This window comes from Halomonas sp. Y3 (assembly GCF_024137965.1).
Taxonomy (GTDB): domain Bacteria; phylum Pseudomonadota; class Gammaproteobacteria; order Pseudomonadales; family Halomonadaceae; genus Halomonas; species Halomonas mongoliensis.
The window spans coordinates 99,358-121,716 of the sequence record NZ_CP099975.1 but is presented as its reverse complement, the minus strand read 5'-3'; the positions used below and the strand labels follow the sequence as shown (position 1 = coordinate 121,716).

Here is a 22,359-nt window from a genome sequence, read left to right as displayed (position 1 = left end):
TCTGGAGAGACTGCCATGAGTGAACTGACAGAGCTGAGCTATGCGCTCGATACCTTCTACTTCCTGATCTGCGGCGTGCTGGTGATGTGGATGGCCGCCGGCTTCTCGATGCTCGAGGCCGGCCTGGTGCGCTCCAAGAACACCGCCGAGATCCTCACCAAGAACATCGCCCTGTTCGCCATCGCCTGCACCATGTACCTGCTGGTGGGCTACTACATCATGTACTCCAGCGCCGAGGGGGGCTTCCTGCCCAACCTGGGCTTCCTGCTGGGCGGCGAGAACAGCGTCGATGCGGTGCTGGCCGGCGGCGATGACGCCCCCTACTACTCCATGCGAGCCGACTACTTCTTCCAGGTCGTCTTCGTGGCCACCGCCATGTCCATCGTCTCCGGTGCCGTGGCCGAGCGCATGAAGCTGTGGGCCTTCCTGGCCTTCGCCGTGGTGATGACCGGCTTCATCTACCCGGTCTCCGGCTACTGGACCTGGGGCGAAGGCTGGCTCGACGCCGCCGGCTTCTCCGACTTCGCCGGCTCCGGCATCGTCCACATGGCCGGTGCGGCCGCGGCTCTCGCCGGCGTGCTGATCCTCGGCCCCCGCAAGGGCAAGTACGGCAAGGACGGCAGCATCTATGCCATCCCCGGCGCCAACCTGCCGCTGGCCACCCTGGGCACCTTCATCCTGTGGATGGGCTGGTTCGGCTTCAACGGCGGCTCCGAGCTCAAGGTCTCCGACGTGGACTCCGCCAACAACGTCGCCCAGGTGCTGGTCAACACCAACGCCGCGGCCGCCGGCGGCGTGATCGCCGCCCTGATCCTGGCCAAGATCTGGTTCCGCAAGGCCGACCTGACCATGACCCTCAACGGCGCCCTGGCCGGCCTGGTGGCCATCACCGCCGAGCCGCTGGCCCCCTCCGCTTTGAGTGCCGCCCTGATCGGCGCCGTGGGCGGCGCCATCGTGGTGGCCTCCATCGTGGGCCTGGACAAGCTGAAGATCGACGACCCGGTCGGCGCCATCTCGGTGCACGGCGTGGTCGGCATCTGGGGCCTGCTGGCGGTGCCTCTGACCAACGGCGACGCCACCTTCGGTGCCCAGCTCCTCGGCATCATCGCCATCTTCGCCTGGGTCTTCGCGGCGAGCCTGATCGTCTGGCTGATCCTCAAGGCAGTAATGGGCATCCGCGTCAGCGAGGAAGAAGAGTACGAGGGCGTCGACCTGGCCGAATGCGGTCTGGAGGCCTACCCCGAGTTCAGCGTCGCCAAGAAGTAAGTGACGGCGACGCCCACCGAGTGAGCTGGCGTGCTCCTCCTGGCCCCTTCGGGGGCCTTTTTTCATCCTGCTCGCCGCGGTGTATGCTAGAGAGCAATCAGGCACACTCGGGTGGCCCGGCCACCGCTGCGAACAGACGAGGAATTCGACCATGAAACTGGTGACCGCCATCATCAAGCCCTTCAAGCTGGACGACGTGAGGGAGTCCCTCTCCGAGATCGGGGTTCAGGGCATCACCGTCACCGAGGTCAAGGGATTCGGCCGCCAGAAGGGGCACACCGAGCTCTACCGCGGCGCCGAGTATGTGGTCGATTTCCTGCCCAAGGTGAAGCTGGAGGTGGCCGTGGACGACGACATGGCCGAGAAGGTGATCGACGCCATCACCCAGGTCGCCAATACCGGCAAGATCGGCGACGGCAAGATCTTCGTCACCCCGCTGGAGCAGGTGATCCGCATCCGTACCGGCGAGACGGGCAAGGACGCGGTCTAGCAGCCGTAAGCCGTCGAGCTTGGCTCGGTAGCTGATCCAGACAAGGAAACCCCATCCGACGGAAGCCGGATGGGGTTTCTCTTGTCGCTTAAAGCTTACGGCTTAGAGCTCCGGGCGCCGCCCGATCACTTCTCGACGAACGCCCGCTCGATGACGTAGTCGCCGGGATCGCCCATGCGCGGGGAGATCTTGAAGCCCAGGTCGTCAAGCAGGGCGCTGGTCTCGTCGAGCATCGCCGGGCTGCCGCAGATCATGGCGCGGTCCTGCTTGGGGTCCATGGGCGCAAGGCCGGTATCCTCGAAGAGCTTGCCGGTGCGGATATGGTCGGTGAGACGCCCCATGGTGTGGAACGCCTCCCGGGTTACCGTGGGGTAGTAGACCAGCTTCTCGGCGATCTCTTCGCCCAGGTACTCGTGGGCAGGCAGCTCCTGCTGGATGAAGTCGGCATAGGCCAGCTCGCTGACGCTGCGCACGCCGTGCACCAGCACCACCTTCTCGAAGCGCTCGTACACCTCCGGGTCCTGGATCAGGCTCATGAAGGGAGCGAGCCCCGTGCCTGTCGACAGGAAGTACAGGTTACGCCCCGGCAGCAGGTCGTCGGTCACCAGGGTGCCGGTGGGCTTGCGGCTCACCATGATCTGATCGCCCACCTTGAGGTGCTGAAGACGCGAGGTGAGCGGGCCGTCCGGCACCTTGATGCTGAAGAACTCGAGGTGATCCTCGTAGTTGGGGCTGGCGATGGAGTAGGCCCGCATCAGCGGCTTGCCGTCGACCTCTAGTCCGATCATCACGAACTGGCCATTCTTGAAGCGCAGGCCGCGGTCGCGGGTGGTACGGAAGCTGAAGAGGGTGTCGTTCCAGTGGTGAACGCTCAGGACCTCTTCCAGGGCGAACTTGCTCATGCCGGCTCCTTGAGATAGCGCAGGCCACATATTCCCAAAAGGAATAGATGGGCAATGGATATTTGCATTGAATTCTAAGAGAAGGGGCGTTATCTGTTAAATGGATTGTATGGATAAGACTTATCCGCGTCCTTGATATGGATCACAGGAGCTCAGCCCCATGCGTTTCACCCTGCGCCAGCTGGAGGTCTTCGTCGCCGTCGCCCAGCACGAGAGCGTCTCCCGGGCCGCCCGGGTCCTGTCGCTCTCCCAGTCCGCTACCAGCACGGCCCTGGCCGAACTGGAGCGCCAGTTCGACTGCCAGCTGCTGGATCGCATCGGCAAGCGCCTCAAGCTCAATGCCCTGGGCTTCCAGCTGCTGCCCAAGGCGGTGGCCCTGCTGGATCGCGCCGAGGAGATCGAGGAGCTGCTGCGCGGCCAGCAGGGGGTCGGCACCCTGGATGTGGGTGCCACCCTGACCATCGGCAACTACCTGGCCACCCTGCTGATCGGCGACTTCATGCAGCGCTTTCCCGGCAGTCGCGTGCGGCTGGCGGTGCGCAACACCCGCGCCATCATCGAGGGGGTTCGCCACCATGAGCTGGACCTCGGGCTGATCGAGGGGCACTGCGAAGCGGAGGACGTGACGACCCAACCCTGGGTAGAGGATGAGCTGGCGGTATTCTGCTCACCGGACCACCCCCTGGCAGGGAGCGGTCCGGTGGCGCTGGAACGGCTGCTGCGCGAGGCCTGGATCATGCGCGAGGAGGGCTCGGGCACCCGCCTGACCCTGGAGCAGGCCGCTCGACACCGCCGCGGCCGCTTCAATGTTCTGCTGGAGCTGGAGCATACCGAGGGGATCAAGCGCGCCGTGGAGTCGGGGCTCGGCATCGGCTGCGTCTCCAAGCTGGCGCTGCGCGACGCCTTCCGCCGCGGCAGCCTGGTGGCGATCCCCACGCCGGAGCTGGACCTGAGCCGCCAGTTCGCCTTCATCTGGCACCGCCACAAGTACATGGCCACCGGCATGCGCGAGTTCCTCAAGCTCTGCCGGCAGATGACCGAAGGGGTGACGCGCAGCGACCAGATCGACCTGCCGCCGGTGCCCTGAGCCCGCAGGAGCGGAACGGCAGCGGGCCCGGCCATGGTGGCCGGGCCCGCCGGTAGGGGTGCGCCGGGGAGCGGGGTCAACGCATATCGCTGACCGCCTCCTGGATGTCTTCCAGACTGGCCTTGGAGAGGTCCTTGGAGAGGGAGTGGATCACCAGCTTGGTGGTGGGGCCGTCGAGCTTGTCGCGCAGCTGGCCCAGGAAACGCGGGGGAGCGACCAGAATCAGCTTCTCCATGGAGTTGTCGACCCGCGCCCGGTAGAGGCGCTCGGCCACCTCCTTGGCGAAGATCAGCTCCTCATGGGTGCGCGCCGTGTTCTCGCCGCCGGAAGCACGCGATGTGACCGAGGTCGACTCGTGCACGTCGGCGCCACGATCGGTGACCAGATCCCCCTCATGCAGCCGGCTGGCCGCATGCACCAGGCTGTCCTGCTCGACCAGCTTGAGCGCGTCGCGGGTGAAGATCCTGGCCCGCGCTGCGTCTGCCACCACGATATAGGTCGTCATAGCCACTCCTTGATGCAGGTTGTCATGAAACCGGGCCCTGGGCCTCGGCGGCACTACTCCTTCAACAGTGGCAAGCCGTCCGGACCCGGTCAACCCGAATGACGCCCTGACACGGGGAAACTGCACGGGAGCTTGATCTGGGGTAGCATCCGCCCATGACCGGCAGGGATGCCGGCACGTCTGATCACCACGATGTGCTTCCGGGAGGAGCCCAATGCGTCAGTTCCTGTTTCCGCGCCGCCCCCTCTCTCGCGGCACCCTGCTCTTCTGTCATCTGCTGCTGCAGCTTGGCCTCGTCGCCGGTGCCGCCCTCTGGCTCGCCCCGCGTACGCCATGGCTGGCGCCCCTGAGCTGGGCCGAGGCCTGGCCGCCGCTGGCACTCGGCGGCGGCCTCTGGCTGCTGGCCGCCGTGGCCCTGCGCCTGCTCGCCGAGCTGTGGCTGCTGCCTCACCACCTGGCGAATGCCGCCGGGGCCGGCCCGGTGATCACGCGTTCCACGAGCGCCGCCCAGCGGTGCATGATCCCCAGGCGGCCTGGACCAGCGATGCCCGCGCCCTGGACCCCGACGACAGCGTAGTGGGCAGCCCCCGGGTAAGGCGCCCGGCCGATCGGCTGCGCCCCCGCGAGCCCTCGCTGGACATGGCCAGCGACCAGACAGAGACCCCGCCATCCCGGGAGCCACGCCTCTAGGCAGCCTGTCGCGGCATCTCGGGGGCGCCGGCCACTCCCTTCAGCGCAGACCCAGCCCTCGCCGCACCCCGGCCAGCACCAGCACCGCGCAGGCAGCGCCGAATCGCCACTGCCCCCACAACGGCCAGCGCTGCCCACAGGCGGCGCTGGTCATGCAGGCGTCTCAGCCAGGTCGGGCGACCCCTGTCAGCCATGCTGGATACGGCGGTGGTAGACCGGACTCAGCTCGTGCAGCGCCTCCATGAAGGCGGTGACGTTGTCCGGGTTGGTAAACTGGCTGATGCCGTGGCCCAGGTTGAAGATATGGCCGGGGCCCTCGCCGTAGCTGTCGAGGATGCGCGCCACCTCGGCGCGAATCGCCGCCGGGCGTGCGAACAGCACGTTGGGGTCCAGGTTGCCCTGCAGGGCAACCTTGTGGCCGACCCGGGAGCGGGCATCGGACAACTCCGTCGTCCAGTCCAGGCCTACGGCATCGGGGCCCGCCAGGGCGATGTCCTCGAGCCACTGACCGCCGTTCTTGGTGAACAGGATCACCGGCACCTTGCGCCCGTCGTGCTCGCGGATCAGGCCGGCGACGATCTGCTCCATGTAGCGCAGCGAGAACTCCAGGTAGGCCGGGGTGGAGAGTACGCCGCCCCAGGTGTCGAAGATCTGCACCGCCTGGGCACCGGCGCGGATCTGGGCATTGAGGTACTCGGTGACCGAGGTGGCCAGTGTGTCGAGCAGGTCATGCATCACGCTGGGCGTGTCGTAGAGCATGGTCTTGACGTGGCGGAAGTCCTTGCTGGAGCTGCCCTCCACCATGTAGGTGGCGAGCGTCCAGGGACTGCCGGAGAAGCCGATCAGCGGCACCCGCCCGTTGAGCTCGCGACGGATGGTAGAGACCGCCCGCATCACGTAGTCCAGGTCGCGCTCGGCATCGGGCACGCTGAGCGCCGCCACATCCTCGGCGCTGCGCACCGGCTTGCGGAATTTCGGCCCCTCGCCGGTCTCGAAGTAGAGCCCCAGGCCCATGGCATCGGGGATGGTGAGGATATCCGAGAAGAGGATCGCCGCGTCCAGCGGATAGCGCTCCAGGGGCTGCAGGGTCACCTCGCAGGCCAGGTCCTGGTTGCGGCAGAGGTCCATGAAGTCGCCGGCTTCGGCGCGGGTGGCGCGGTACTCCGGCAGGTAGCGGCCAGCCTGGCGCATCATCCATACCGGCGTGCGGTCCACAGGCTGACGCGCCAGGGCGCGCAGAAAGCGATCGTTCTTGAGTTCCATGCAGGCGGTCATCCACGGGAAATGTGGCGCCATTGTAGCGCATCGCCGCACGCGAGGCTTGACCGAGGCCAAGCTCGACAGGCTCTACGCGGCCGTGAGCACCGCCGCGGTTCCTGTTAGACTATTGCCCCATTCTGCGGCACCGCCCGCGGCCTGATACCGAGGTACCCAGTGACGATTCGCTTCATCGCCGCCTCTCGACTGCCCACCCCCTGGGCCACCTTCACCATGCACGGCTTCGAGGACGAGGCTACCGGCAAGGACCATATTGCCCTGACCCTCGGCGACGTGGCCGACGGAGAGCCGGTGCTGGGGCGGGTTCACTCCGAGTGCCTGACCGGCGACGCGCTCTTCTCCATGCGCTGCGACTGCGGCTATCAGCTGCAGGAGGCGCTCAAGCGCATCGCCGCCGAGGGGCGCGGAGTACTGCTCTACCTGCGCCAGGAGGGTCGCGGCATCGGCCTGCTCAACAAGATCCGCGCCTACCACCTGCAGGACCAGGGCGCCGACACCGTCGAGGCCAATGAGCAGCTCGGCTTCGGCGCCGACCTGCGCCGCTACGACCTCTGCGTGCCGATGCTCAAGCATCTGGGCATCAGCGCTCTGCGCCTGATGACCAACAACCCGCGCAAAGTCGATGCCCTGACCGGCGCCGGGGTCAACGTCGTCGAGCGGGTGCCCCTGACCACCGGGCTCAACCCCCACAACGAGCAGTACCTCTCCACCAAGGCCGGCAAGCTCGGCCACATGATGGCCCTGGGCGACTTCACCCAGGCCAGCGACGTGGATATCGAACGCAAGGGCTAGCCCAGCCGGGCGCGAATCGCCGCCTCGATGCCCTCGGCGTCCAGGCCGCACTCGGCGAGCAGCTCGCCGGGCTTGCCGTGCTCCACATAGGCGTCCGGCAGCCCCAGGTTGAGCAGCGCCGCCTGCACGCCCTCGGCAGCCAGCAGCTCACCTACCGCGCTGCCGGCGCCACCGGCCACCACGTTCTCCTCAAGCGTCACCAGCAGGTCGTGGTCACGCGCGGCGGAGAGCACCGCCTCGCGGTCCAGGGGCTTGATGCTGCGCATATTGAGGTGGGTGGCATCGAGGCGCTCGGCCACCTCGGCGGCCGGCACGTTGAGGCTGCCGAAGGCGAGCAGGGCCACGCGCCGACCCGGCTCGGCGCCGCTCTCGCGGCGGGTCTCGGCCTGGCCGATGGCGATGGGCTCCAGGTGGGCGGGGATCGCCACGCCCGGGCCTGTGCCGCGCGGATAGCGCACCGCGGCGGGGCCGTCGTAGTGGTAGGCGGCGCTGAGCATGGCGCGACACTCCGCCTCGTCGGCGGGCGCCAGCACCACCAGGCCGGGCACGCAGCGCAGGTAGGAGAGATCGAGATTACCGTGGTGGGTGGGCCCGTCCTCCCCCACCAGGCCGGCGCGGTCGATGGCGAAGGTGACGTCGAGATCCTGCACCGCCACGTCGTGGATCAGCTGGTCATAGCCGCGCTGCAGGAAGGTGGAGTAGATCGCCACCACCGGCTTCATCCCCTCGCAGGCCATGCCGGCGGCCAGGGTCACCGCATGCTGCTCGGCGATGGCCACGTCGAAGTAGCGCTCGGGATACTCCCGGGAGAAGCGCACCAGGTCGGAGCCTTCGCGCATGGCCGGGGTGATGCCGATCAGCCGCGCGTCGGCGGCGGCCATGTCGCATAGCCAGTCGCCGAAGACGTTGCAGTACTTCTTCTTTTTCCTGGGCGGGGCAAGCGGCGCCGCCGCGGGGCCCTTTTCCGGCTCGCTCTTTTCCAGCTTGGTGATGGCGTGATAGCCGATGGGATCCGCCTCGGCGGGCAGGAAGCCGCGCCCCTTGCGGGTCTTCACATGCAGGAACTGGGGGCCATCCAGATCGCGCAGGTTGCGCAGGGTCTGCACCAGCAGCGGCAGGTCGTGACCATCGATGGGGCCGATATAGTTGAAGCCCATCTCCTCGAAGAGGGTAGCCGGGCTCACCATCCCTTTCATGTGCTCCTCGGTGCGCCGGGCCAGCTCCAGGGCCCCGGGCAGGTGGGAGAGCACCTTCTTGCTGCCCTCGCGCACGGTGAGGTAGGGCTTGCTGGAGAGGATTCGCGCCAGGTAGCTGGCGATGCCGCCGACGTTCTCCGAGATCGACATCTCGTTATCGTTGAGCACCACCAGCAGGTTGGCGTCGACGTGGCCGGCGTGGGCCAGGGCCTCGAAGGCCATGCCGGCGGTGAGGGCGCCGTCGCCGATCACCGCGCAGGTGCGCCGCGTCTCGCCCCGGGCCCGGGCGGCCAGCGCCATGCCCAGGGCGGCGGAGATGGAGGTGCTGGAGTGGCCGACGCCGAAGGTGTCGAACTCCGACTCGGCGCGCCGCGGGAAGGCGGCCAGGCCGCCGTAGTGGCGGATGCTCGGCATCGCCTCGCGGCGGCCGGTCAGGATCTTGTGGGGATAGGCCTGGTGGCCCACGTCCCAGACCAGGCGGTCGTGGGGGGTCTCCAGGGCCTGGTGCAGCGCCACGGTAAGCTCGACGACGCCGAGGCCGGCCCCGAAGTGGCCCCCGGAGACCCCCACGGTGTAGAGCAGGTAGGCCCGCAGTTCATCGGCCACCTGCGCCAGCTGGGCGGTGGTCATGGCACGCAGCGCAGCCGGCGTGTCCAGGGTGTCGAGCAGGGGCGTGGCCGGTCGCTCGGCGGGAATCTCATCGAACAGCTTCATGGCGTCATCTGTCGTGTCAGTGGTCACGCTCGATCATGTAGCGGGCCAGGGCGGTCAGGGCATCCGCCCCCTCGCCCAGCGGGGCCAGGGCGGCCAGGGCCTCCTCCACCAGCTCCCGGGAACGGCGGCGCGCGCCGTCCAGCCCCATCAGCGTCGGGTAGGTCGGCTTGTCCCGGGCGGCATCCGCCCCGGTGGCCTTGCCCAGGGTAGCCGCGTCGCCGGTCACGTCGAGGACATCATCATGGATCTGGAAGGCCAGGCCGATGGCCCGGGCATAGTCGTCCAGGGCCGCCAGGCGGGGGTCCTCCTCGGCCACGGCGGCCAGGCCTCCCAGCCGCACCGCGGCGCGAATCAGGGCACCGGTCTTGTGGCCATGCATGGCGGCTAGGGCCGCCACGTCGGGGTGGCCACCCACGGCGGCGAGGTCCAGGGCCTGACCGGCCACCATGCCGTCGCGGCCGGCAGCCTCGGCCAGGGTGCGAATCATCGCCGGGAGCCGGGGCTGGGCGGAGCGCGCCAGCACCTCGAAGGCCAGCGCCTGCAGGGCGTCGCCGGCGAGAATGGCCGTGGCCTCGTCATAGGCCCGATGCACCGTGGGCTGGCCGCGGCGCAGGTCGTCGTCGTCCATGGCCGGCAGGTCGTCATGCACCAGGGAGTAGGCGTGGATCAGCTCGATGGCCATGGCCGGGGCATCCAGGGCGTCGTCCGCCGCGCCCAGGGCGCGCCCGGCGGCATAGACCAGCACCGGCCGCAGCCGCTTGCCTCCCACCAGCACGCCGTGACGCATGGCGGCGTCCAGCCGCGGCACGCTTGCACCGCGCTCGCCGAACAGCGCCTCCAGCCGGGCATCCACCCGGGCACGATCCGCGGCCAGCCGGGCCGCCAGGCTTTCAGCGTTCACTCTCATCCTTTCCTTCTTCTGACCCCGGTGAGAAGGGCGTCAGGGTCATGCTGCCCTCGGCGCCCTCGGTCAGGGTGCGCACCCGGAGCTCGGCCTCATCGAGCCGGCGCTGGGCGTCGCGGGTCAGGCGAATGCCCTCCTCGAAGGCGGAGAGCGACGCCTCCAGCGACAGCTCGCCGGACTCCAGGCGCTCCACCAGGCACTCCAGGCGCTCGACGGTAGTGGCAAAGTCCGTCGTCGCCTCCTGGCCATCGGCTCGCTTGCTGCGCTCCGCCATCGCTCCCCTCGCTTGGCTGCCGGCTCATGCGGCGTTTAGAAAGGCGACAGTATACACGCTCTCCCCCGGGGGTCGTCTGCCCCGGCATGGCCCGGCTGCAACTTGCACTGCGTTCATCATGGCTGCGCACCATTTTCATCCTGGCTCATGGCCGGCCTGTGCTAGAATAGCTCCTCTTTTTTCCTACCTGTCACTGCATGCGGCTCGCGCCGGAAGGGGTTGATTCGACCATGGCCAAGACGTCCCTGGACAAGAGCAAGATCAAGATCCTGCTGCTCGAGGGCATCCACCAGAGCGCGGTGGACAATCTGCGTAACGCCGGCTACTCGAACATCGAGTACCTGACCACCTCGCTGGACGAGGCGGCGCTGATCGAGAAGATCCGCGACGTCCACTTTATCGGCATCCGCTCGCGGACCCAGCTCAACGAGCGGGTCTTCGCCGCCGCCGAGAAGCTGGTGGCCGTGGGCTGCTTCTGCATCGGCACCAACCAGGTCGACCTCAATGCGGCCCTGGCACGCGGCATCCCGGTCTTCAACGCCCCCTACTCCAACACCCGCTCGGTGGCCGAGCTGGTGCTGGCCGAGGCGATCATGCTGCTGCGCGGCATCCCGGAGAAGAACGCCCTGGCCCACCGCGGCGGCTGGCAGAAGAGCGCCAAGAACTCCCACGAGGCCCGCGGCAAGACCCTGGGGATCGTCGGCTACGGCAGCATCGGCTCCCAGCTCTCGGTGCTGGCCGAGTCCCTGGGCTTCGACGTCATCTACTACGACGTGGTCGCCAAGCTCGGCATGGGCAATGCCCGCCAGGTGGCCAGCCTCGACGAGCTGCTGGGCCGCGCCGACGTGGTCAGCCTGCACGTGCCCGACCTGCCCTCCACCAAGTGGATGATCGGCGCCGAGCAGATCGCGCGCATGAAAGAGGGCGGCATTCTGATCAACGCCGCCCGCGGCAGCGTGGTGGTGATCGAGGCCCTGGCCGATGCCATCAAGGCCGGCAAGCTCAACGGCGCCGCCATCGACGTCTTCCCGGTGGAGCCCAAGGGCAACGACGAGGAGTTCGAGAGCCCCCTGCGCGGCCTGGACAACGTCATCCTCACCCCGCACATCGGCGGCTCCACCCTGGAGGCCCAGGAGAACATCGGCATCGAGGTCTCCGAGAAGCTGATCACCTACTCTGACAACGGCACCACCGTCACCTCGGTCAACTTCCCCGAGGTCGCCCTGCCGGCCCACCCGGACAAGCACCGCCTGCTGCATATCCACGACAACGTGCCCGGCGTGATGTCCGAGATCAACCGCGTGCTCTCCGAGAACGGCATCAATATCGCCGGCCAGTACCTGCAGACCAACGAGAAGGTCGGCTACGTGGTGATCGACGTCGACAAGGCCTACGGCCCCCAGGCCCTCGAGGCCCTGCGCCAGGTGAACCACACCCTCAAGGTGCGGGTGCTCTACTCCGAAAGCGCCTGAGCCTGAGCGCTCGCCGTCAGCGCCCAACGCCGCCGCGTCATTCGACGCGGCGGCGTTTTTTTGATGCACACCGCCACACTACACCTGCTACGAACGCCTAGCGCGTGACAAAAATGCGGCCCGAACCTCTTCTAGAAGCGGAGAGAGCGCCTCACCTCGACGCCGGCTGCAAATAACCTGCGTACATATCTCCGGATCAGCTAATGGCACGTAAACGATGCCGCGGCGCTGCACATTCACAACCTGCCTAGGCACAAGGGTAACTCCCATTCCCGATGCAACCAGCCCAAGCGCAGTTTGCAGCTCATTAGTCTCTTGCACTACGTTGATTTTTATACCTTTACGATGAAAAAGGCCCTGCACCAAATCTGCAAAGCTTGGGCGTGGTCTTGCAGGAAAAAGAATTAATGGGTGGCAAGACAGCTCTTCCAGAGAGGGCGCCTTGCTTTCCAACGGGTGTCCTGTGGGCAACGCAACCAATAAATCTTCATCAAGCAACTTTTCTTGCTCGACTTCAGGGTCATCAATCTTCAACCTTCCAAAGCCAATATCAATGCGGCCGACCTTCAGAGCCTGCACCTGCTGCACGGTTGTCATCTCGACTAGAGAAAGGTCCACATCATTGTTTTGCCTTAAACTTCTAACCAGCAGAGGAAGCTGATCATAGAATACCGAAGGCACAAACCCAATCCCCAGCAAAGGTCTTCGACTACGCTCCATGCTGCGAATAGTAGAGTTTATCGTTTCCACTTTCTCCAGCAACTGGCGTGCCTGTTCATACAAAAATTGCCCCGTGACCGTCATTGATAGGCCATGGGGGCTACGATTAAACAGCTTCGAGCCCACCTTTTCTTCCAAATGCTTAATTTTTCTGGAAAGTGGTGGTTGTGTCATATGTAGGCGCTGAGCTGCCCGAGTGATATTGAGCTCATCGGCCACAACGCAGAAAGTTCGTAACTCATGCAGCTCCACCATACCCTCCTAGGTATACCAAGAACACTAAACGATATTGGCTTTATGCGCCCTCTGGGATCAGACTGCCACCCAATCACTGCAATGCCGTAGCGGGAGCCGCCATGACATCCGTTATTCAGTCCATCGAGACGCTGCTGGTCGACCTGCCGACCATCCGTCCCCACAAGCTCTCCATGACCACCATGGCCTGCCAGACCCTGGTGATCGTGCGGATGCGCCACAGCGATGGCATCGAGGGCCTGGGGGAGGGCACCACCATCGGTGGATTGGCCTACGGCCCCGAGAGCCCCGAGAGCATCAAGTGCAACATCGACGCCTACCTGGCGCCGCTGCTGATCGGCCAGCCCTCCGGCAACGTCAACGCCCTGCGCGCCCTGCTCAACCGCCACGCCCGCGGCAACATGATCGCCAAGTCGGCGCTGGAGACCGCGCTGCTCGACGCCCAGGGCAAGCGCCTGGGCCTCTCCGTGGCCGAGCTTTTGGGCGGCGCCCGCCAGGCCCACCTGCCGGTGCTCTGGACCCTGGCCAGCGGCGATACCGCCAAGGATATCGAGGAGGCGCAGCTGCGCCTCGAGCAGCGGCGCCACGGCGACTTCAAGCTGAAGATCGGCGCCAACCCGGTGAAGCAGGACGTGCGCCACGTGGCCACCATCAAGGAGGCCCTGGGCGACCGCGCCAGCGTGCGCGTCGACGTCAACCAGGCCTGGGACGAGTCCACCGCCGTCTACGGCATCCAGGCCCTGCAGGACGCCGGCATCGAGCTGATCGAGCAGGCGATTCCGGCCCGCGAGCACGCCGGCCTGATCCGCCTGGCCGACCGCTTCAACGTGCCGATGCTGGCCGACGAGGCGGTGCAGGACGCCCGCGACGGCCTCGACCTGGCCCGCGGCGGCTTCAGCGGCGCCTTCGCCCTGAAGATCGCCAAGTCCGGCGGCCTGCAGGGGGTGCTGGAGCTGGCCCACGTGGCCCAGGCCGCGGGCATCGGCCTCTACGGCGGCACCCTGCTGGAGGGCACCATCGGCACCGCCGCCTCCCTGCACGCCTGGGCGACCCTGCCCGAGATGGCCTGGGGCACCGAGATGTTCGGCCCGCTGCTGCTCAAGGACGATATCGTCGTCGAGCCGCTTCGCTACCGCGAGTTCGGCGTGGACCTGCCGGCCGGCCCGGGTCTCGGCATCACCCTCGACGAAGACAAGCTGGCGCACTACGCGCGCAAGTAAGAAACGACACGACAATCGGAGGATCGAGCCATGCTGTTTCAGGTGGAAATGACCGTCAAGCTGCCCCCGTCCATGCCGGCCGAGCAGGCCGCCGAGATCAAGGCCACCGAGAAGGCCTACGCCCAGGGGCTGCAGCGCTCCGGCAAGTGGCGCCACCTGTGGCGCGTGGCCGGCAGCTACGCCAACGTCAGCATCTTCGACGTCGAGGACAACGCCGAGCTGCAGGAGATCATCTCCAACCTGCCCCTCTTCCCCTACATGGAGATCAGCGTCAAGCCGCTGTGCCGGCATCCGTCTTCTATACACCATGACGATACTTAGCGATGCCGACGTTAGGAGCTAACCCCCGACAAAACCAAGTGTCTCATCAGCCACGTAGCAAAAACGGCATGGCAAGAGCATAGCGTCAACCCAAGTGCATACCGAGTTATCGTCAAATCTGGTGGATGGCGATCAGGCCGCATTCCTGTCTGATTGATCAACTACTTGCTCCCCGTCCTGGAACTTGACGTTGCTGACGACCAGTTCCAGCTTCTGGAAGTGTTTGATCCTCCTCCATCGCTTTTGGGCGCTCTGGAGCAGCTTGAAGACCATCGCCAGGGTCGTCGCCCGGGAGCCGCAGTTCCGGCTCCGCTTGGTCCTCAGACGGACCGTGGCGAAGGTCGACTCGATCGGGTTGGTGGTGCGGATATGCACCCAGTGCTCTGCCGGGTAGTCGTAAAACGCCAGCAGCTCGTCCCGGTCCTTGGCCAGGCACCCCATCGCCTTGGGGTACTTGGCCTCGAAACGCTTCACTGTGCGATCGAAGGCCCTGTGTGCCTCGTCGCGGGTCTCGGCCATCCAGATGTCATGGAGGTCCGCCTTGACCTTGGGCTGCACCGATTTTGGCAGCTTGTTCAGCACGTTGGCCGTCTTGTGGACCCAGCAGCGCTGATGGTCGGTTTCCGGGTAAATCTTGCTCAGCGCCGCCCAGAACCCCATGGCACCGTCACCCACTGCCAGCTTGGGAGCCTGGGCCAGGCCACGCTCTCGTAGCCCTGTCAGCAAGGTCTCCCAACTGGCCGCCGACTCGCGAAAGCCGTCCTCGACGGCCACCAGCTCCTTGCGGCCCTGCTCGGTGACGCCGATGATCACCAGCAGGCACAGGCGGTCGCCCATGCGGATGTTGCTGTACACGCCGTCGGCCCACCAGTAGACGAAGCGTCTGTCGGCAAGGTCCCGCTTCTGCCACTCGGCATGCTCGTCTTCCCACCGCTTCTTGAGCCGTGACACCGTGTTGGCCGACAACCCCTTGGCCTGGTCGCCCAGCAGCGCCGCCAGGGCCTCCTGGTAGTCGCCGGTGGAGATCCCCTTCAGGTAGAGCCAGGGGATCAGCTCCTCGATGCTGCGAGCCCGCTTCAGGTAGGGCGGCAGCAGGCTGCTGTTGAATCGAGCGCCACCACCGCTACGGTCGCGCACCTTGGGCACCTGCACGCTGACATCCCCGACCCCGGTCTGGACGGTGCGCTCGGGCAAGTAGCCGTTGCGGACCACGGCCTGGCGCCCATCATCGAGCCGCTGATCGGCGTACTGTTCCAGGAAGGTGGCCAGTTCAGCCTCGACGGCCTTGGCGATCAGGTCACGGGCACCTTGACGCAACAGCTCGTGCAGCGGGTCAGTGATCGGGGGTTCTGGTTGTGAAAGAGCCCGGAGGGTAGAATCGGTCATGGCGTATCCACTCGTGTTGATTGAGATCTTGGTCGTGATCAATCAACAGGATACGCCACCCTTCCTACCTCCTCCCGTACACCAGAAATCACCATAGCTCGTGCATACCGCTCTTGCCACCCAAGCATCATCACTCAGAAACTCAAGTTATCTAATATTTTACTAAGACAGCGATTCATCACAACGATCTCATCACTACTCAGCCCTCTAAAGGCTTTTTCAACTAGCCGATGGGTGAGCTCCCTTGCAATCACAAGATTTTCTTCACCCTCATGGGTTAAAGAAACCTCGGTCACACGTCGGTCTTCTGGGGAAAGGGACGTGGTCACAAGGCCGGCCTCCTGCATTTTGTAGACAATCTTAGTGATGGTCGACAGTTTGGCCACGGCATGGATGGCTATATCAGACATGCTCAGCCGACCATGCTCGTGCAAGATCATCAGTACTCTCCACTTGGAGGAGCTCAGTCCCTTAGGCTTAAGTAGGGCGTCCATATCCGCGCTGTACTTGGCATTGAGCCGTGCGACCCAGTAAAAGGGAAAGTCCCTGGAGCGGAACTCCTCCGAGAGTGGGTAAAAGGAAGGGGAGAGTACGTCCTTGTCAACCATGAGCCCGTGCCGTCGCGAAAAAATAGTTGACTATTCTAGCATGCGCGCCCGTACTCCAGCAGCTGGACCAACGACGAAAAGGCCCCCGACCGAGGGCCGGAGGCAAGGGATCGAACGTTCGGCTAGCAGGCCCGTCTCAGAAGCTGTACATCACCATGCCCTGCAGGCGCAGTGCGTCGCCATCGCGACCATCCACCACCTGGCGACTATGGTAGCCCGCCTCGATGCCGTAGGTGACGTTCTGGATCGGCGACCAGATATAGTTCAGGTGCACGGCCTGGAACTTCTCGTTGGCACTATCGGCCACGGCGCCGGCGGCCACCGCCTCGTCCAGGTCCGCCCGGGCTACGCCATAGCCCAGGGTCACCTTACCGGGGCCGGCGGCGGCAGTGATGCCCAGGGTACCGCCGGTGGCACTGATGGTTTCCAGTTCACCGGTGGCCGGATCCAGATAGGCGGGAGCCGCCGGGGTTCCTTCCAGATAGCCGCCGATGCCGTCGCCATGGGTCAGGGAGCCGCGCAGGGTCACTCCCTCGGCGACCTGGGCACTGGCCTCCAGGGCCAGGCCCCAGCCGAAGGCGCTGTCCTTGCCGCTATCGGTGGTGCCGGTGGTGTCGTACTGCAGACGTCGCAGCACGGCGGAGGCACCGTAGTTGAAGCCATCGACGCCGCCCTGATAACGCAGGGTCAGGTCGGGAAGCTGGCTCTTGGTGGCATCGGCCAGGGGCGAGCCCCCGAGGTTTTCCGGGTCTTCCAGGGACACCGAGAAGCCTTCCACGGTATAACGCAGCTGGGCCTGGCGCCCCGCGTTGCCCAGGCCCGGTTGAGGGGTGAAGTCGATGGTCGGATTCATGCCCAGAAAGCCGCCGAAGTTGGACCAGGTCTGGCCGCCCAGGAGGCCGTTCCACTCACCATAGGCGTGGCGCAGGCGGAAACTCCCACCGCCACCGCCGAAGAAGTCGCCCTCGATCATGGTCTTCAGGTCACTGCCCCCGGCCGGGGTACTGGTGGTGAAGCCCAGCCTGCTCTGATAGGCGTGCAGGGTGGTATGGCCCTCGGGTCCGGCCTGGTCATCCAGCAGAATAGCGTTGCGGTTGACGGAATTGCCCAAGTCCGCATCCACGTCATAGATCAGGTCCAGCTTGGCGTAACCGTAGATGTCGGCGGCGGTGTCGCCGACTTCCAGGGAGTAGGCCTGGGCCGTGCCCTGAATGGCGAGGACCAGGGCCGACACTGAACAGAGGCCTATCAGTCGAAATTTCTTTTGATTATTCATCTATCACTCCAGAGACTATCTTGAGTTCCCCCGAACATCAGGGGGCGAGGTTTCCCGAGGCGGGCCCGGGCAAGCCGATGCCCTGACAGACTCGTGACAAGCCGCCATGCCCTTCGCGGAAACGGTATCCAGCGGATGTTATCCGCCGGCGTAATTCAGACCGGCGTGCGGCCAGAACGGCCGATGCCGTGATGCTATCGGGGGTTCATCAATACCGAAGCCTTCGCGAAGTCTGTGGCCCAGCCCTCCGTAAGTGGTGCCACGAAGACGTTCTCGGTACGGGTACGAGTGATCTTCCAGTTGCCATCCGGCTCGAGTCGGAAAGCATTGTTGAGTCGCGAAGAACGTAAAAGCGAGGTGCCATCGGAGAAGATCCACGGCTGGCAATGCACCCATTGCCCATCCGCCGTCTCGCCTTCGACATGAATCTGCTCGGAGGTCAGGTAATGCACGTTCAAGAGCAACTCGGGGTCGCGCTTTTGGCCCCAGAAATTCTCGAAGTGACGACGGATGGCAGCCGCCCCCTCGAGCCTTCCGAACTGGTTGTCGTAATAGTCGCCGACCCCTTCCCAGGTAGCGTCTTCGCTATAAAGTGCCATGATAAGATCGATGCGCTCGGCATCGTCTTTGACGCCATATTCGGGGAGTGGCGTATCACAGAGGAACATGTAACGCGCCTGGAGCCGGCGGATTTCCGCCTCGGCTTCCAGCGTCTCGATACGTTTGATCAGGCCCTGCAGATCGGCATGAGATACATCAGGCATGGGTAGCCATCCTTGTCGTTTGCTTGAAATTAGACGACCGCACCACGTCAGTGCGGCTCTCCCAAACGCTTGATCACGCACCCAAGGCCCGCCTTGAGCGTCTCGACCTCCGCTGCCGATAGCCCCTCGAGCAGGCGCCGCTCGTAATCGTCGGCCATGGTCAGAAGACGCAGCGCCAGTAACCGGCCCGCGTCACTCAAGGCGATCCGATTTTCGCCGTCACTTTCCACCAGGGAGCGCTCATGGAGCTCGCTCAGTGTGTCGTCAAGGTCTGCCAGGGGCTGGGCCACGCGTCGGGCAAGGATGTCGCGATCCAGGGCACCGCGATCCGCCAGCAGGGTCAGCACCCTCCACTCCTTGTCGTTGACGCCCAGGCTGCCGAGGCGGGGATAGAAGTCGCCGCAGTAAGCGGACAGCGCTTGGCGCATCAGGTAGAGCAGGTGCTTGCCCAGGCGTCCATCCAGCACGCTCTGCTCGCCCACCGGAAGCAGCAGGGGGTGCGGCTCGGGCACCGCGTAGCGACCGTTATGGAAGACTAGGGCGCTGCCCTCGTCCTGGTAGGCGTAGCGCTCCACCTCACCGACGATGATCAGGTGGTCGCCGCCCTCGTAGACGTTCCAGGTACGGCACTCGAAATGCGCCGCGGCGTCCTTCACCTTGGCGGCACCACCGAGGCCTTCCTCGATGGCGATGCCGGCAAACTTGTCCTCGCCGCGGCTGGCGAAGCGATTGGAGACCTCGACCTGATCGTTGCCCAGCACATTGACCACGAAGTGCTCGGTATCCCGATAGGCAGCCAGGCTGTAGGCCCCCTTGTCGATACTCCACAGGATCAGCGGGGGGTCCATGGACACAGTGTTGAAGCTGCTGGCGGTCACCCCATAGTGCTCGCCATCACCGTCGCGGGTGGTGACCACCGTGACCCCGGTGGCGAACTTGCCCAGGGCGCGGCGGAAATCTCTTGCGTCGAAACTCATCTTATCCTCCTCCGGCGCCATAGCACCGTTGTTCTCATCGGCCCAGCTTTTCGCCGGTAGTGCCGGCAATCCCGTAGTCGCCCTTGGGAATCTCGCTGATGATCACCCGCACGTTCTGCTCAGGGGCATCGACGGACTCCATGACGGCATCCGTCACCTTGCGAATCAGGGTTTCCTTCTGGGTCTGGGTGCGGCCCGACATCATGTAAACGTGAACGGTAGGCATTTCGTGGCTCCTCTCAGGGTCATGGGTGTGCCCCGATCCAAGGCCGGGGCACCCGGCGCTAGAAAGCGGTCAGCTCGCGGTACTCCTCGTAGCGTTCACTGAAGGCACGATAGGACTCGAGCACCGCGCCGAAGGCTTCATTCTCGGCGGCGTTCTCCTCCAGGACGTCGCGGGATGCCTCGCGCAGCGCTTCCAATACCTCGTCGGGGAAGCGTTTCACCTCGACGCCCGCCTCGCGGAACTCCTGCAGTACCGCCGACTGGGCCTGCATGTCCTGGGCATACATATGAATGCTGAGATCGCTGCAGGCATGGCGAACGGCCAGCCGCTGGTCCTCGCTCAGGCCGTCCCAGACATCGGCATTGATGATCAGCTCATTGAGGCTCCCGGGCTGATGCCAGCCAGGGAAGTAGTAGTGGCTCGCCACCTCCTGAAAGCCCGCGCTGACATCGATGGTCGGGAAGCTGAGCTCCGCACCGCCGATGCGCCCGGTGTCGAGCCCCAGGAAGGTCTCGCCGGCGGGCAGGGAGACCGGGGACACGCCCAGCCGGCTCATCGCCTCGCCGCCGAGCCCACTTATGCGCATGCTCATGCCGCTCAGGTCGTCGACTCCGGCGATTTCGTCGACGAACCAGCCCCCGGCCTCAGAAATCATCGCCCCGCAAGGGATCGGCACCACGTTGTGGGGGCGATAAAGCTCTTCCCACAGTTCGATGCCACCGCCGCCATAGAGCCAGGCCAGGTAATGGGGCACGTCGGGCCCGAAAGGGATGCTCTGGAACAGTGCCGCGGCGGGAATCTGTCCCGCCCAGTAGCTCGCTGCCGACCAACCGGCGTCCAGGCTGCCATTGCCGACATTCGCGAGGATCTCGAAGGGCGGCGAAAAGGCCCCGGCATCGTAGGGCGTGAAGCTCAGGGCCCCAGCGGTGGCGGTCTCGACGTCCTGGGCAAAGCGATGGATGGAGTCGTCGATCACCTTCAGGCTGAAGGGAAATGCCGACTGCAGCGTCAGGGTCTGAGCCAAGGCCCCGCTGGAGGCCAGAGTAGCGCCGGCGAAGGCGATGGAGCGGGTCAGGGTCTTGTTCATTGTTTGACTCCTTAGGTAACCGATGGGCCTAGCCCACCAATAAACAGTGGTTAGAGAAAAAGCACTGCGGGAAACAGCAAGATGAGCAGCAGCACCAGCAGCTGCATGGCGATGAAAGGGATCACGCCGCGATAGATATCGACGGTAGCCACCCGGTCGCCCATGGCACCCTTTAGGTAGAACAGCGAGATGCCGAAGGGCGGGGTGAGAAAGGAGGTCTGCAGGTTGATGGCGAAGATCACGGCGAACCACACCATCAGAGCGCCACCGGCCAGGCCGTTGCCGAGGTCGAGCTGTCCGACGATGGGCACGAAGATCGGCATCAGGATCAGCGAGATCTCCAGCCAGTCCAGGAAGAAGCCGAGCAGGAAGACCAGCAGCAGGATCAACAGGATCACGCTCCAGTCGCCGGCCCCCAGCAGCCCCAGTGCCGCGAGGATCAGGCGGTCGCCGCCGACGCCCTTGAAGATCAGCGAAAAGCAGGTCGCGGTGATCACCAGCAGCATGATCATGGCGGTGGCGATGGCTGCCTCCCTGGCGGCGCCCAGCACGTCGGCCGATCGCGCCTTGCCGGTGAGCCAGGCGAACAGCAGCACCGCCAGCACGCCGATACCGCTGGCCTCAGTGGGGGTGGCGACCCCGGTAATGATCGCCCCCAGCACCAGGGGAATCAGCACCAGGAAGGGCGAGAGCGCCAGAGCATCCCGCCAGGCCCCAGAGGCCCCCGGGTCGTGCGCCCCGGGGGCGGGGCCGGGCATCCCGGCCTGACGCGCCTTCCACCAGGCTCCGACCAGCGAGTAGAGGGTATAGAGCAGGATCAGCAGGCCGCTGGGCACCAGGGCGGCGCGGAATAGCTGGCCCACCGGCACCGCGACCAGGCTAGCGAGGATGATCAGCATCACCGAGGGTGGCATCAGGATCGCCAGGGTTCCCGAGGCCGAGATCAACCCCGAGGAGGCACGCGCCGAATAGCCGGCATCGAGCATTCGCGGTAGTGCCAGCACCGACAGCAGGACCACCGAGGCACCGACCACCCCGGTGGTCGCCGCCAGCAGCCCGCCCACGAACAGCACGGTCAGGGAGAGGTGCCCGGGCAGGCGATGCAGCAGCCGCTCGCTGACCCGGAAGGCATCCCGTGCCAGGCCGGTGCGTTCCAGCAGCAGCCCCATAAGGATAAACATCGGGATGGCCACATAGAGCCAGTTGCTCAAGGCGTTGGCGTAGATCCGCGTCAGCATCAGGTTGGTGAAGGCCAGGGGCAGATCGGAGAGCAGCAGGAAGAGCGTCGAGACCCCCCCCAGCACCAGCGCCACGGGATAGCCGGAAAGAATGCCGGCAAAGAGCAGTGCCACCATCATCAGCGGCATCCACAGCTCAGCCATGGGCCACCTCCCGCGGGGTGCGCCCGCGCAGCAGGCAAGTGATCGCGATGAGCAGAGCCACCAGGACCATGACGATGCCCAGGGGCAGCAGCGCCTTGATCACATAGAGATCATTCAGCCCGCCATCCGTCGAGCGCTCGCCGGTCAGGAAGGCGCGCTCGACGAAGCGCCAGGCGGGCAACAGCAGGAAACCGAAGAAGGGCAGCGCGAAGCCCAGGTGACCGACCATCTCGAGCCAACGCTGCCCGCGTCGCGACAGCCGCCCGTGCAGGACATCGACCCGTACATGACGATCAAGCAGTAGCACCGGTGCGAGCGCCAGCATTATGGCCATCGAGAAGAGCAGCACCTGCAGCCCCATAAGGCTGTTGAAGGTAATCGCTCGCCCCACTAGCCAGTAGGAACGCTCGAAGTCAACCAGCCTCGACAGCCCCAGCAGGTGCATCACCACGCCGAGACCAATGACGAATGCAATCGCCAGTAGGCAAAGGCCACAGAAGCTCAGGATTCGCTCACACCAGCGCCGATTCCATGCACCCATCGTCGCGTTCTCCTCGTTGGGTTATG

23 protein-coding genes and 1 pseudogene are annotated in these 22,359 nt (G+C 65.3%); 8 read left to right on the top strand and 16 right to left on the bottom strand.

The window, feature by feature from the left end; genetic code table 11:
• Positions 1 to 15: 15 nt before the first annotated feature.
• Complete coding sequence (locus NHL60_RS00590) at positions 16 to 1,266, top strand: ammonium transporter (protein WP_253447608.1); 1,251 nt, start codon at positions 16 to 18, stop codon at positions 1,264 to 1,266.
• A 151-nt stretch (positions 1,267 to 1,417) separates the two neighbouring features.
• On the top strand, positions 1,418 to 1,756 hold the full coding sequence (glnK, locus tag NHL60_RS00585) for a P-II family nitrogen regulator (RefSeq protein ID WP_110069051.1): 339 nt from the start codon (positions 1,418 to 1,420) through the stop codon (positions 1,754 to 1,756).
• Positions 1,757 to 1,881: 125 nt separating this feature from the next.
• Here the strand turns inward: glnK and NHL60_RS00580 are convergent, their stop codons facing one another.
• Positions 1,882 to 2,658, bottom strand: a complete 777-nt coding sequence (locus tag NHL60_RS00580; RefSeq protein WP_253447605.1) for a ferredoxin--NADP reductase — start codon at positions 2,656 to 2,658, stop codon at positions 1,882 to 1,884.
• A 160-nt stretch (positions 2,659 to 2,818) separates the two neighbouring features.
• Here NHL60_RS00580 and NHL60_RS00575 point away from each other — a divergent pair, with 160 nt between their 5' ends.
• Positions 2,819 to 3,745: a LysR family transcriptional regulator gene (locus NHL60_RS00575; protein WP_253447602.1), complete on the top strand. Its 927-nt coding sequence runs from the start codon at positions 2,819 to 2,821 to the stop codon at positions 3,743 to 3,745.
• Positions 3,746 to 3,821: 76 nt separating this feature from the next.
• Here NHL60_RS00575 and NHL60_RS00570 read toward each other — a convergent pair whose 3' ends face one another.
• The gene (locus tag NHL60_RS00570; protein ID WP_253447599.1) at positions 3,822 to 4,250 is read right to left on the bottom strand and encodes a host attachment protein; all 429 of its coding nucleotides are present in this window, start codon (positions 4,248 to 4,250) and stop codon (positions 3,822 to 3,824) included.
• Between the two features lie 214 nt (positions 4,251 to 4,464).
• Here NHL60_RS00570 and NHL60_RS00565 point away from each other — a divergent pair, with 214 nt between their 5' ends.
• On the top strand, positions 4,465 to 4,827 hold the full coding sequence (locus NHL60_RS00565) for a hypothetical protein (protein WP_253447596.1): 363 nt from the start codon (positions 4,465 to 4,467) through the stop codon (positions 4,825 to 4,827).
• A gap of 299 nt (positions 4,828 to 5,126) precedes the next feature.
• On the opposite strand, the gene hemE is transcribed toward NHL60_RS00565, so the two are convergent.
• On the bottom strand, positions 5,127 to 6,203 hold the full coding sequence (gene hemE, locus NHL60_RS00560; protein WP_253447593.1) for a uroporphyrinogen decarboxylase: 1,077 nt from the start codon (positions 6,201 to 6,203) through the stop codon (positions 5,127 to 5,129).
• 171 nt (positions 6,204 to 6,374) lie between these two features.
• On the opposite strand from hemE, the gene ribA reads away from it, so the two are divergent.
• A complete protein-coding gene (ribA, locus tag NHL60_RS00555; RefSeq protein WP_253447590.1) occupies positions 6,375 to 7,010 on the top strand; it encodes a GTP cyclohydrolase II in 636 nt (211 codons plus the stop codon).
• Here the strand turns inward: ribA and dxs are convergent.
• From dxs to NHL60_RS00540, 3 genes are read right to left on the bottom strand one after another with little or no spacing between them, the layout of a single operon-like run.
• Positions 7,007 to 8,920 carry a 1-deoxy-D-xylulose-5-phosphate synthase gene (gene dxs / locus NHL60_RS00550; protein WP_253447587.1) on the bottom strand — a complete coding sequence of 638 codons (1,914 nt, stop codon included), beginning with the start codon at positions 8,918 to 8,920 and terminating at the stop codon, positions 7,007 to 7,009. The genes ribA and dxs overlap by 4 nt on opposite strands.
• A gap of 16 nt (positions 8,921 to 8,936) precedes the next feature.
• Positions 8,937 to 9,827, bottom strand: coding sequence for a farnesyl diphosphate synthase (locus NHL60_RS00545; RefSeq protein ID WP_253447585.1), 891 nt, complete (start codon positions 9,825 to 9,827; stop codon positions 8,937 to 8,939).
• Complete coding sequence (locus NHL60_RS00540) at positions 9,811 to 10,098, bottom strand: exodeoxyribonuclease VII small subunit (protein WP_253447583.1); 288 nt, start codon at positions 10,096 to 10,098, stop codon at positions 9,811 to 9,813. Before NHL60_RS00540 ends, NHL60_RS00545 begins: the two co-directional genes overlap by 17 nt.
• Positions 10,099 to 10,328: 230 nt before the next feature.
• Here NHL60_RS00540 and serA point away from each other — a divergent pair, with 230 nt between their 5' ends.
• A complete protein-coding gene (serA, locus tag NHL60_RS00535) occupies positions 10,329 to 11,570 on the top strand; it encodes a phosphoglycerate dehydrogenase (RefSeq protein WP_253447580.1) in 1,242 nt (413 codons plus the stop codon).
• 87 nt (positions 11,571 to 11,657) lie between these two features.
• Here serA and NHL60_RS00530 read toward each other — a convergent pair whose 3' ends face one another.
• Positions 11,658 to 12,542 (bottom strand): LysR family transcriptional regulator, encoded by an 885-nt coding sequence (locus NHL60_RS00530; protein ID WP_253447577.1) that lies wholly within the window; start codon positions 12,540 to 12,542, stop codon positions 11,658 to 11,660.
• A 104-nt stretch (positions 12,543 to 12,646) separates the two neighbouring features.
• On the opposite strand from NHL60_RS00530, the gene NHL60_RS00525 reads away from it, so the two are divergent.
• Complete coding sequence (locus tag NHL60_RS00525) at positions 12,647 to 13,765, top strand: muconate/chloromuconate family cycloisomerase (protein ID WP_253447574.1); 1,119 nt, start codon at positions 12,647 to 12,649, stop codon at positions 13,763 to 13,765.
• 30 nt (positions 13,766 to 13,795) lie between these two features.
• The gene (gene catC, locus NHL60_RS00520; RefSeq protein WP_253447571.1) at positions 13,796 to 14,086 is read left to right on the top strand and encodes a muconolactone Delta-isomerase; all 291 of its coding nucleotides are present in this window, start codon (positions 13,796 to 13,798) and stop codon (positions 14,084 to 14,086) included.
• Positions 14,087 to 14,218: 132 nt separating this feature from the next.
• Here catC and NHL60_RS00515 read toward each other — a convergent pair whose 3' ends face one another.
• The 9 genes and pseudogenes from NHL60_RS00515 to NHL60_RS00475 all read right to left on the bottom strand — a co-directional run bounded on the left by NHL60_RS00515 (position 14,219) and on the right by NHL60_RS00475 (position 22,333).
• The gene (locus NHL60_RS00515) at positions 14,219 to 15,472 is read right to left on the bottom strand and encodes an IS256 family transposase (RefSeq protein WP_253447568.1); all 1,254 of its coding nucleotides are present in this window, start codon (positions 15,470 to 15,472) and stop codon (positions 14,219 to 14,221) included.
• A 134-nt stretch (positions 15,473 to 15,606) separates the two neighbouring features.
• A complete protein-coding gene (locus tag NHL60_RS00510) occupies positions 15,607 to 15,966 on the bottom strand; it encodes a MarR family winged helix-turn-helix transcriptional regulator (protein ID WP_301271105.1) in 360 nt (119 codons plus the stop codon).
• A 250-nt stretch (positions 15,967 to 16,216) separates the two neighbouring features.
• Positions 16,217 to 17,314, bottom strand: coding sequence for a DcaP family trimeric outer membrane transporter (locus tag NHL60_RS00505; protein ID WP_253447562.1), 1,098 nt, complete (start codon positions 17,312 to 17,314; stop codon positions 16,217 to 16,219).
• A 236-nt stretch (positions 17,315 to 17,550) separates the two neighbouring features.
• Positions 17,551 to 18,120 carry a nuclear transport factor 2 family protein gene (locus NHL60_RS00500; protein ID WP_253447559.1) on the bottom strand — a complete coding sequence of 190 codons (570 nt, stop codon included), beginning with the start codon at positions 18,118 to 18,120 and terminating at the stop codon, positions 17,551 to 17,553.
• Between the two features lie 47 nt (positions 18,121 to 18,167).
• On the bottom strand, positions 18,168 to 19,097 hold the full coding sequence (locus NHL60_RS00495; RefSeq protein ID WP_253447556.1) for a flavin reductase family protein: 930 nt from the start codon (positions 19,095 to 19,097) through the stop codon (positions 18,168 to 18,170).
• Between the two features lie 34 nt (positions 19,098 to 19,131).
• Positions 19,132 to 19,326 (bottom strand): annotated as a pseudogene (locus tag NHL60_RS00490) (2-hydroxymuconate tautomerase); the annotation flags it as partial.
• A 55-nt stretch (positions 19,327 to 19,381) separates the two neighbouring features.
• Positions 19,382 to 20,410 carry a TRAP transporter substrate-binding protein gene (locus NHL60_RS00485; RefSeq protein ID WP_253447550.1) on the bottom strand — a complete coding sequence of 343 codons (1,029 nt, stop codon included), beginning with the start codon at positions 20,408 to 20,410 and terminating at the stop codon, positions 19,382 to 19,384.
• A gap of 50 nt (positions 20,411 to 20,460) precedes the next feature.
• The gene (locus NHL60_RS00480; RefSeq protein ID WP_253447547.1) at positions 20,461 to 21,792 is read right to left on the bottom strand and encodes a TRAP transporter large permease subunit; all 1,332 of its coding nucleotides are present in this window, start codon (positions 21,790 to 21,792) and stop codon (positions 20,461 to 20,463) included.
• Positions 21,785 to 22,333, bottom strand: coding sequence for a TRAP transporter small permease subunit (locus tag NHL60_RS00475; protein WP_253447544.1), 549 nt, complete (start codon positions 22,331 to 22,333; stop codon positions 21,785 to 21,787). The genes NHL60_RS00480 and NHL60_RS00475 overlap by 8 nt, the downstream gene beginning before the upstream one ends.
• Between the last annotated feature and the right edge of the window lie 26 nt (positions 22,334 to 22,359).

What these genes read in the sequence shown, in the direction of transcription:
- NHL60_RS00570 (WP_253447599.1), bottom strand. Translation starts at nt 4,250, where the DNA reads ATGACGACCTATATCGTGGTGGCAGACGCAGCGCGGGCCAGGATCTTC.
- NHL60_RS00580 (WP_253447605.1), bottom strand. Translation starts at nt 2,658, where the DNA reads ATGAGCAAGTTCGCCCTGGAAGAGGTCCTGAGCGTTCACCACTGGAAC.
- NHL60_RS00545 (WP_253447585.1), bottom strand. Translation starts at nt 9,827, where the DNA reads ATGAGAGTGAACGCTGAAAGCCTGGCGGCCCGGCTGGCCGCGGATCGT.
- hemE (WP_253447593.1), bottom strand. Translation starts at nt 6,203, where the DNA reads ATGGAACTCAAGAACGATCGCTTTCTGCGCGCCCTGGCGCGTCAGCCT.
- glnK (WP_110069051.1), top strand. Translation starts at nt 1,418, where the DNA reads ATGAAACTGGTGACCGCCATCATCAAGCCCTTCAAGCTGGACGACGTG.
- catC (WP_253447571.1), top strand. Translation starts at nt 13,796, where the DNA reads ATGCTGTTTCAGGTGGAAATGACCGTCAAGCTGCCCCCGTCCATGCCG.
- NHL60_RS00515 (WP_253447568.1), bottom strand. Translation starts at nt 15,472, where the DNA reads ATGACCGATTCTACCCTCCGGGCTCTTTCACAACCAGAACCCCCGATC.
- serA (WP_253447580.1), top strand. Translation starts at nt 10,329, where the DNA reads ATGGCCAAGACGTCCCTGGACAAGAGCAAGATCAAGATCCTGCTGCTC.
- NHL60_RS00540 (WP_253447583.1), bottom strand. Translation starts at nt 10,098, where the DNA reads ATGGCGGAGCGCAGCAAGCGAGCCGATGGCCAGGAGGCGACGACGGAC.
- NHL60_RS00495 (WP_253447556.1), bottom strand. Translation starts at nt 19,097, where the DNA reads ATGAGTTTCGACGCAAGAGATTTCCGCCGCGCCCTGGGCAAGTTCGCC.
- NHL60_RS00475 (WP_253447544.1), bottom strand. Translation starts at nt 22,333, where the DNA reads ATGGGTGCATGGAATCGGCGCTGGTGTGAGCGAATCCTGAGCTTCTGT.
- NHL60_RS00565 (WP_253447596.1), top strand. Translation starts at nt 4,465, where the DNA reads ATGCGTCAGTTCCTGTTTCCGCGCCGCCCCCTCTCTCGCGGCACCCTG.
- NHL60_RS00480 (WP_253447547.1), bottom strand. Translation starts at nt 21,792, where the DNA reads ATGGCTGAGCTGTGGATGCCGCTGATGATGGTGGCACTGCTCTTTGCC.
- NHL60_RS00575 (WP_253447602.1), top strand. Translation starts at nt 2,819, where the DNA reads ATGCGTTTCACCCTGCGCCAGCTGGAGGTCTTCGTCGCCGTCGCCCAG.
- dxs (WP_253447587.1), bottom strand. Translation starts at nt 8,920, where the DNA reads ATGAAGCTGTTCGATGAGATTCCCGCCGAGCGACCGGCCACGCCCCTG.
- NHL60_RS00590 (WP_253447608.1), top strand. Translation starts at nt 16, where the DNA reads ATGAGTGAACTGACAGAGCTGAGCTATGCGCTCGATACCTTCTACTTC.
- NHL60_RS00525 (WP_253447574.1), top strand. Translation starts at nt 12,647, where the DNA reads ATGACATCCGTTATTCAGTCCATCGAGACGCTGCTGGTCGACCTGCCG.
- NHL60_RS00485 (WP_253447550.1), bottom strand. Translation starts at nt 20,410, where the DNA reads ATGAACAAGACCCTGACCCGCTCCATCGCCTTCGCCGGCGCTACTCTG.
- NHL60_RS00510 (WP_301271105.1), bottom strand. Translation starts at nt 15,966, where the DNA reads ATGGACGCCCTACTTAAGCCTAAGGGACTGAGCTCCTCCAAGTGGAGA.
- NHL60_RS00500 (WP_253447559.1), bottom strand. Translation starts at nt 18,120, where the DNA reads ATGCCTGATGTATCTCATGCCGATCTGCAGGGCCTGATCAAACGTATC.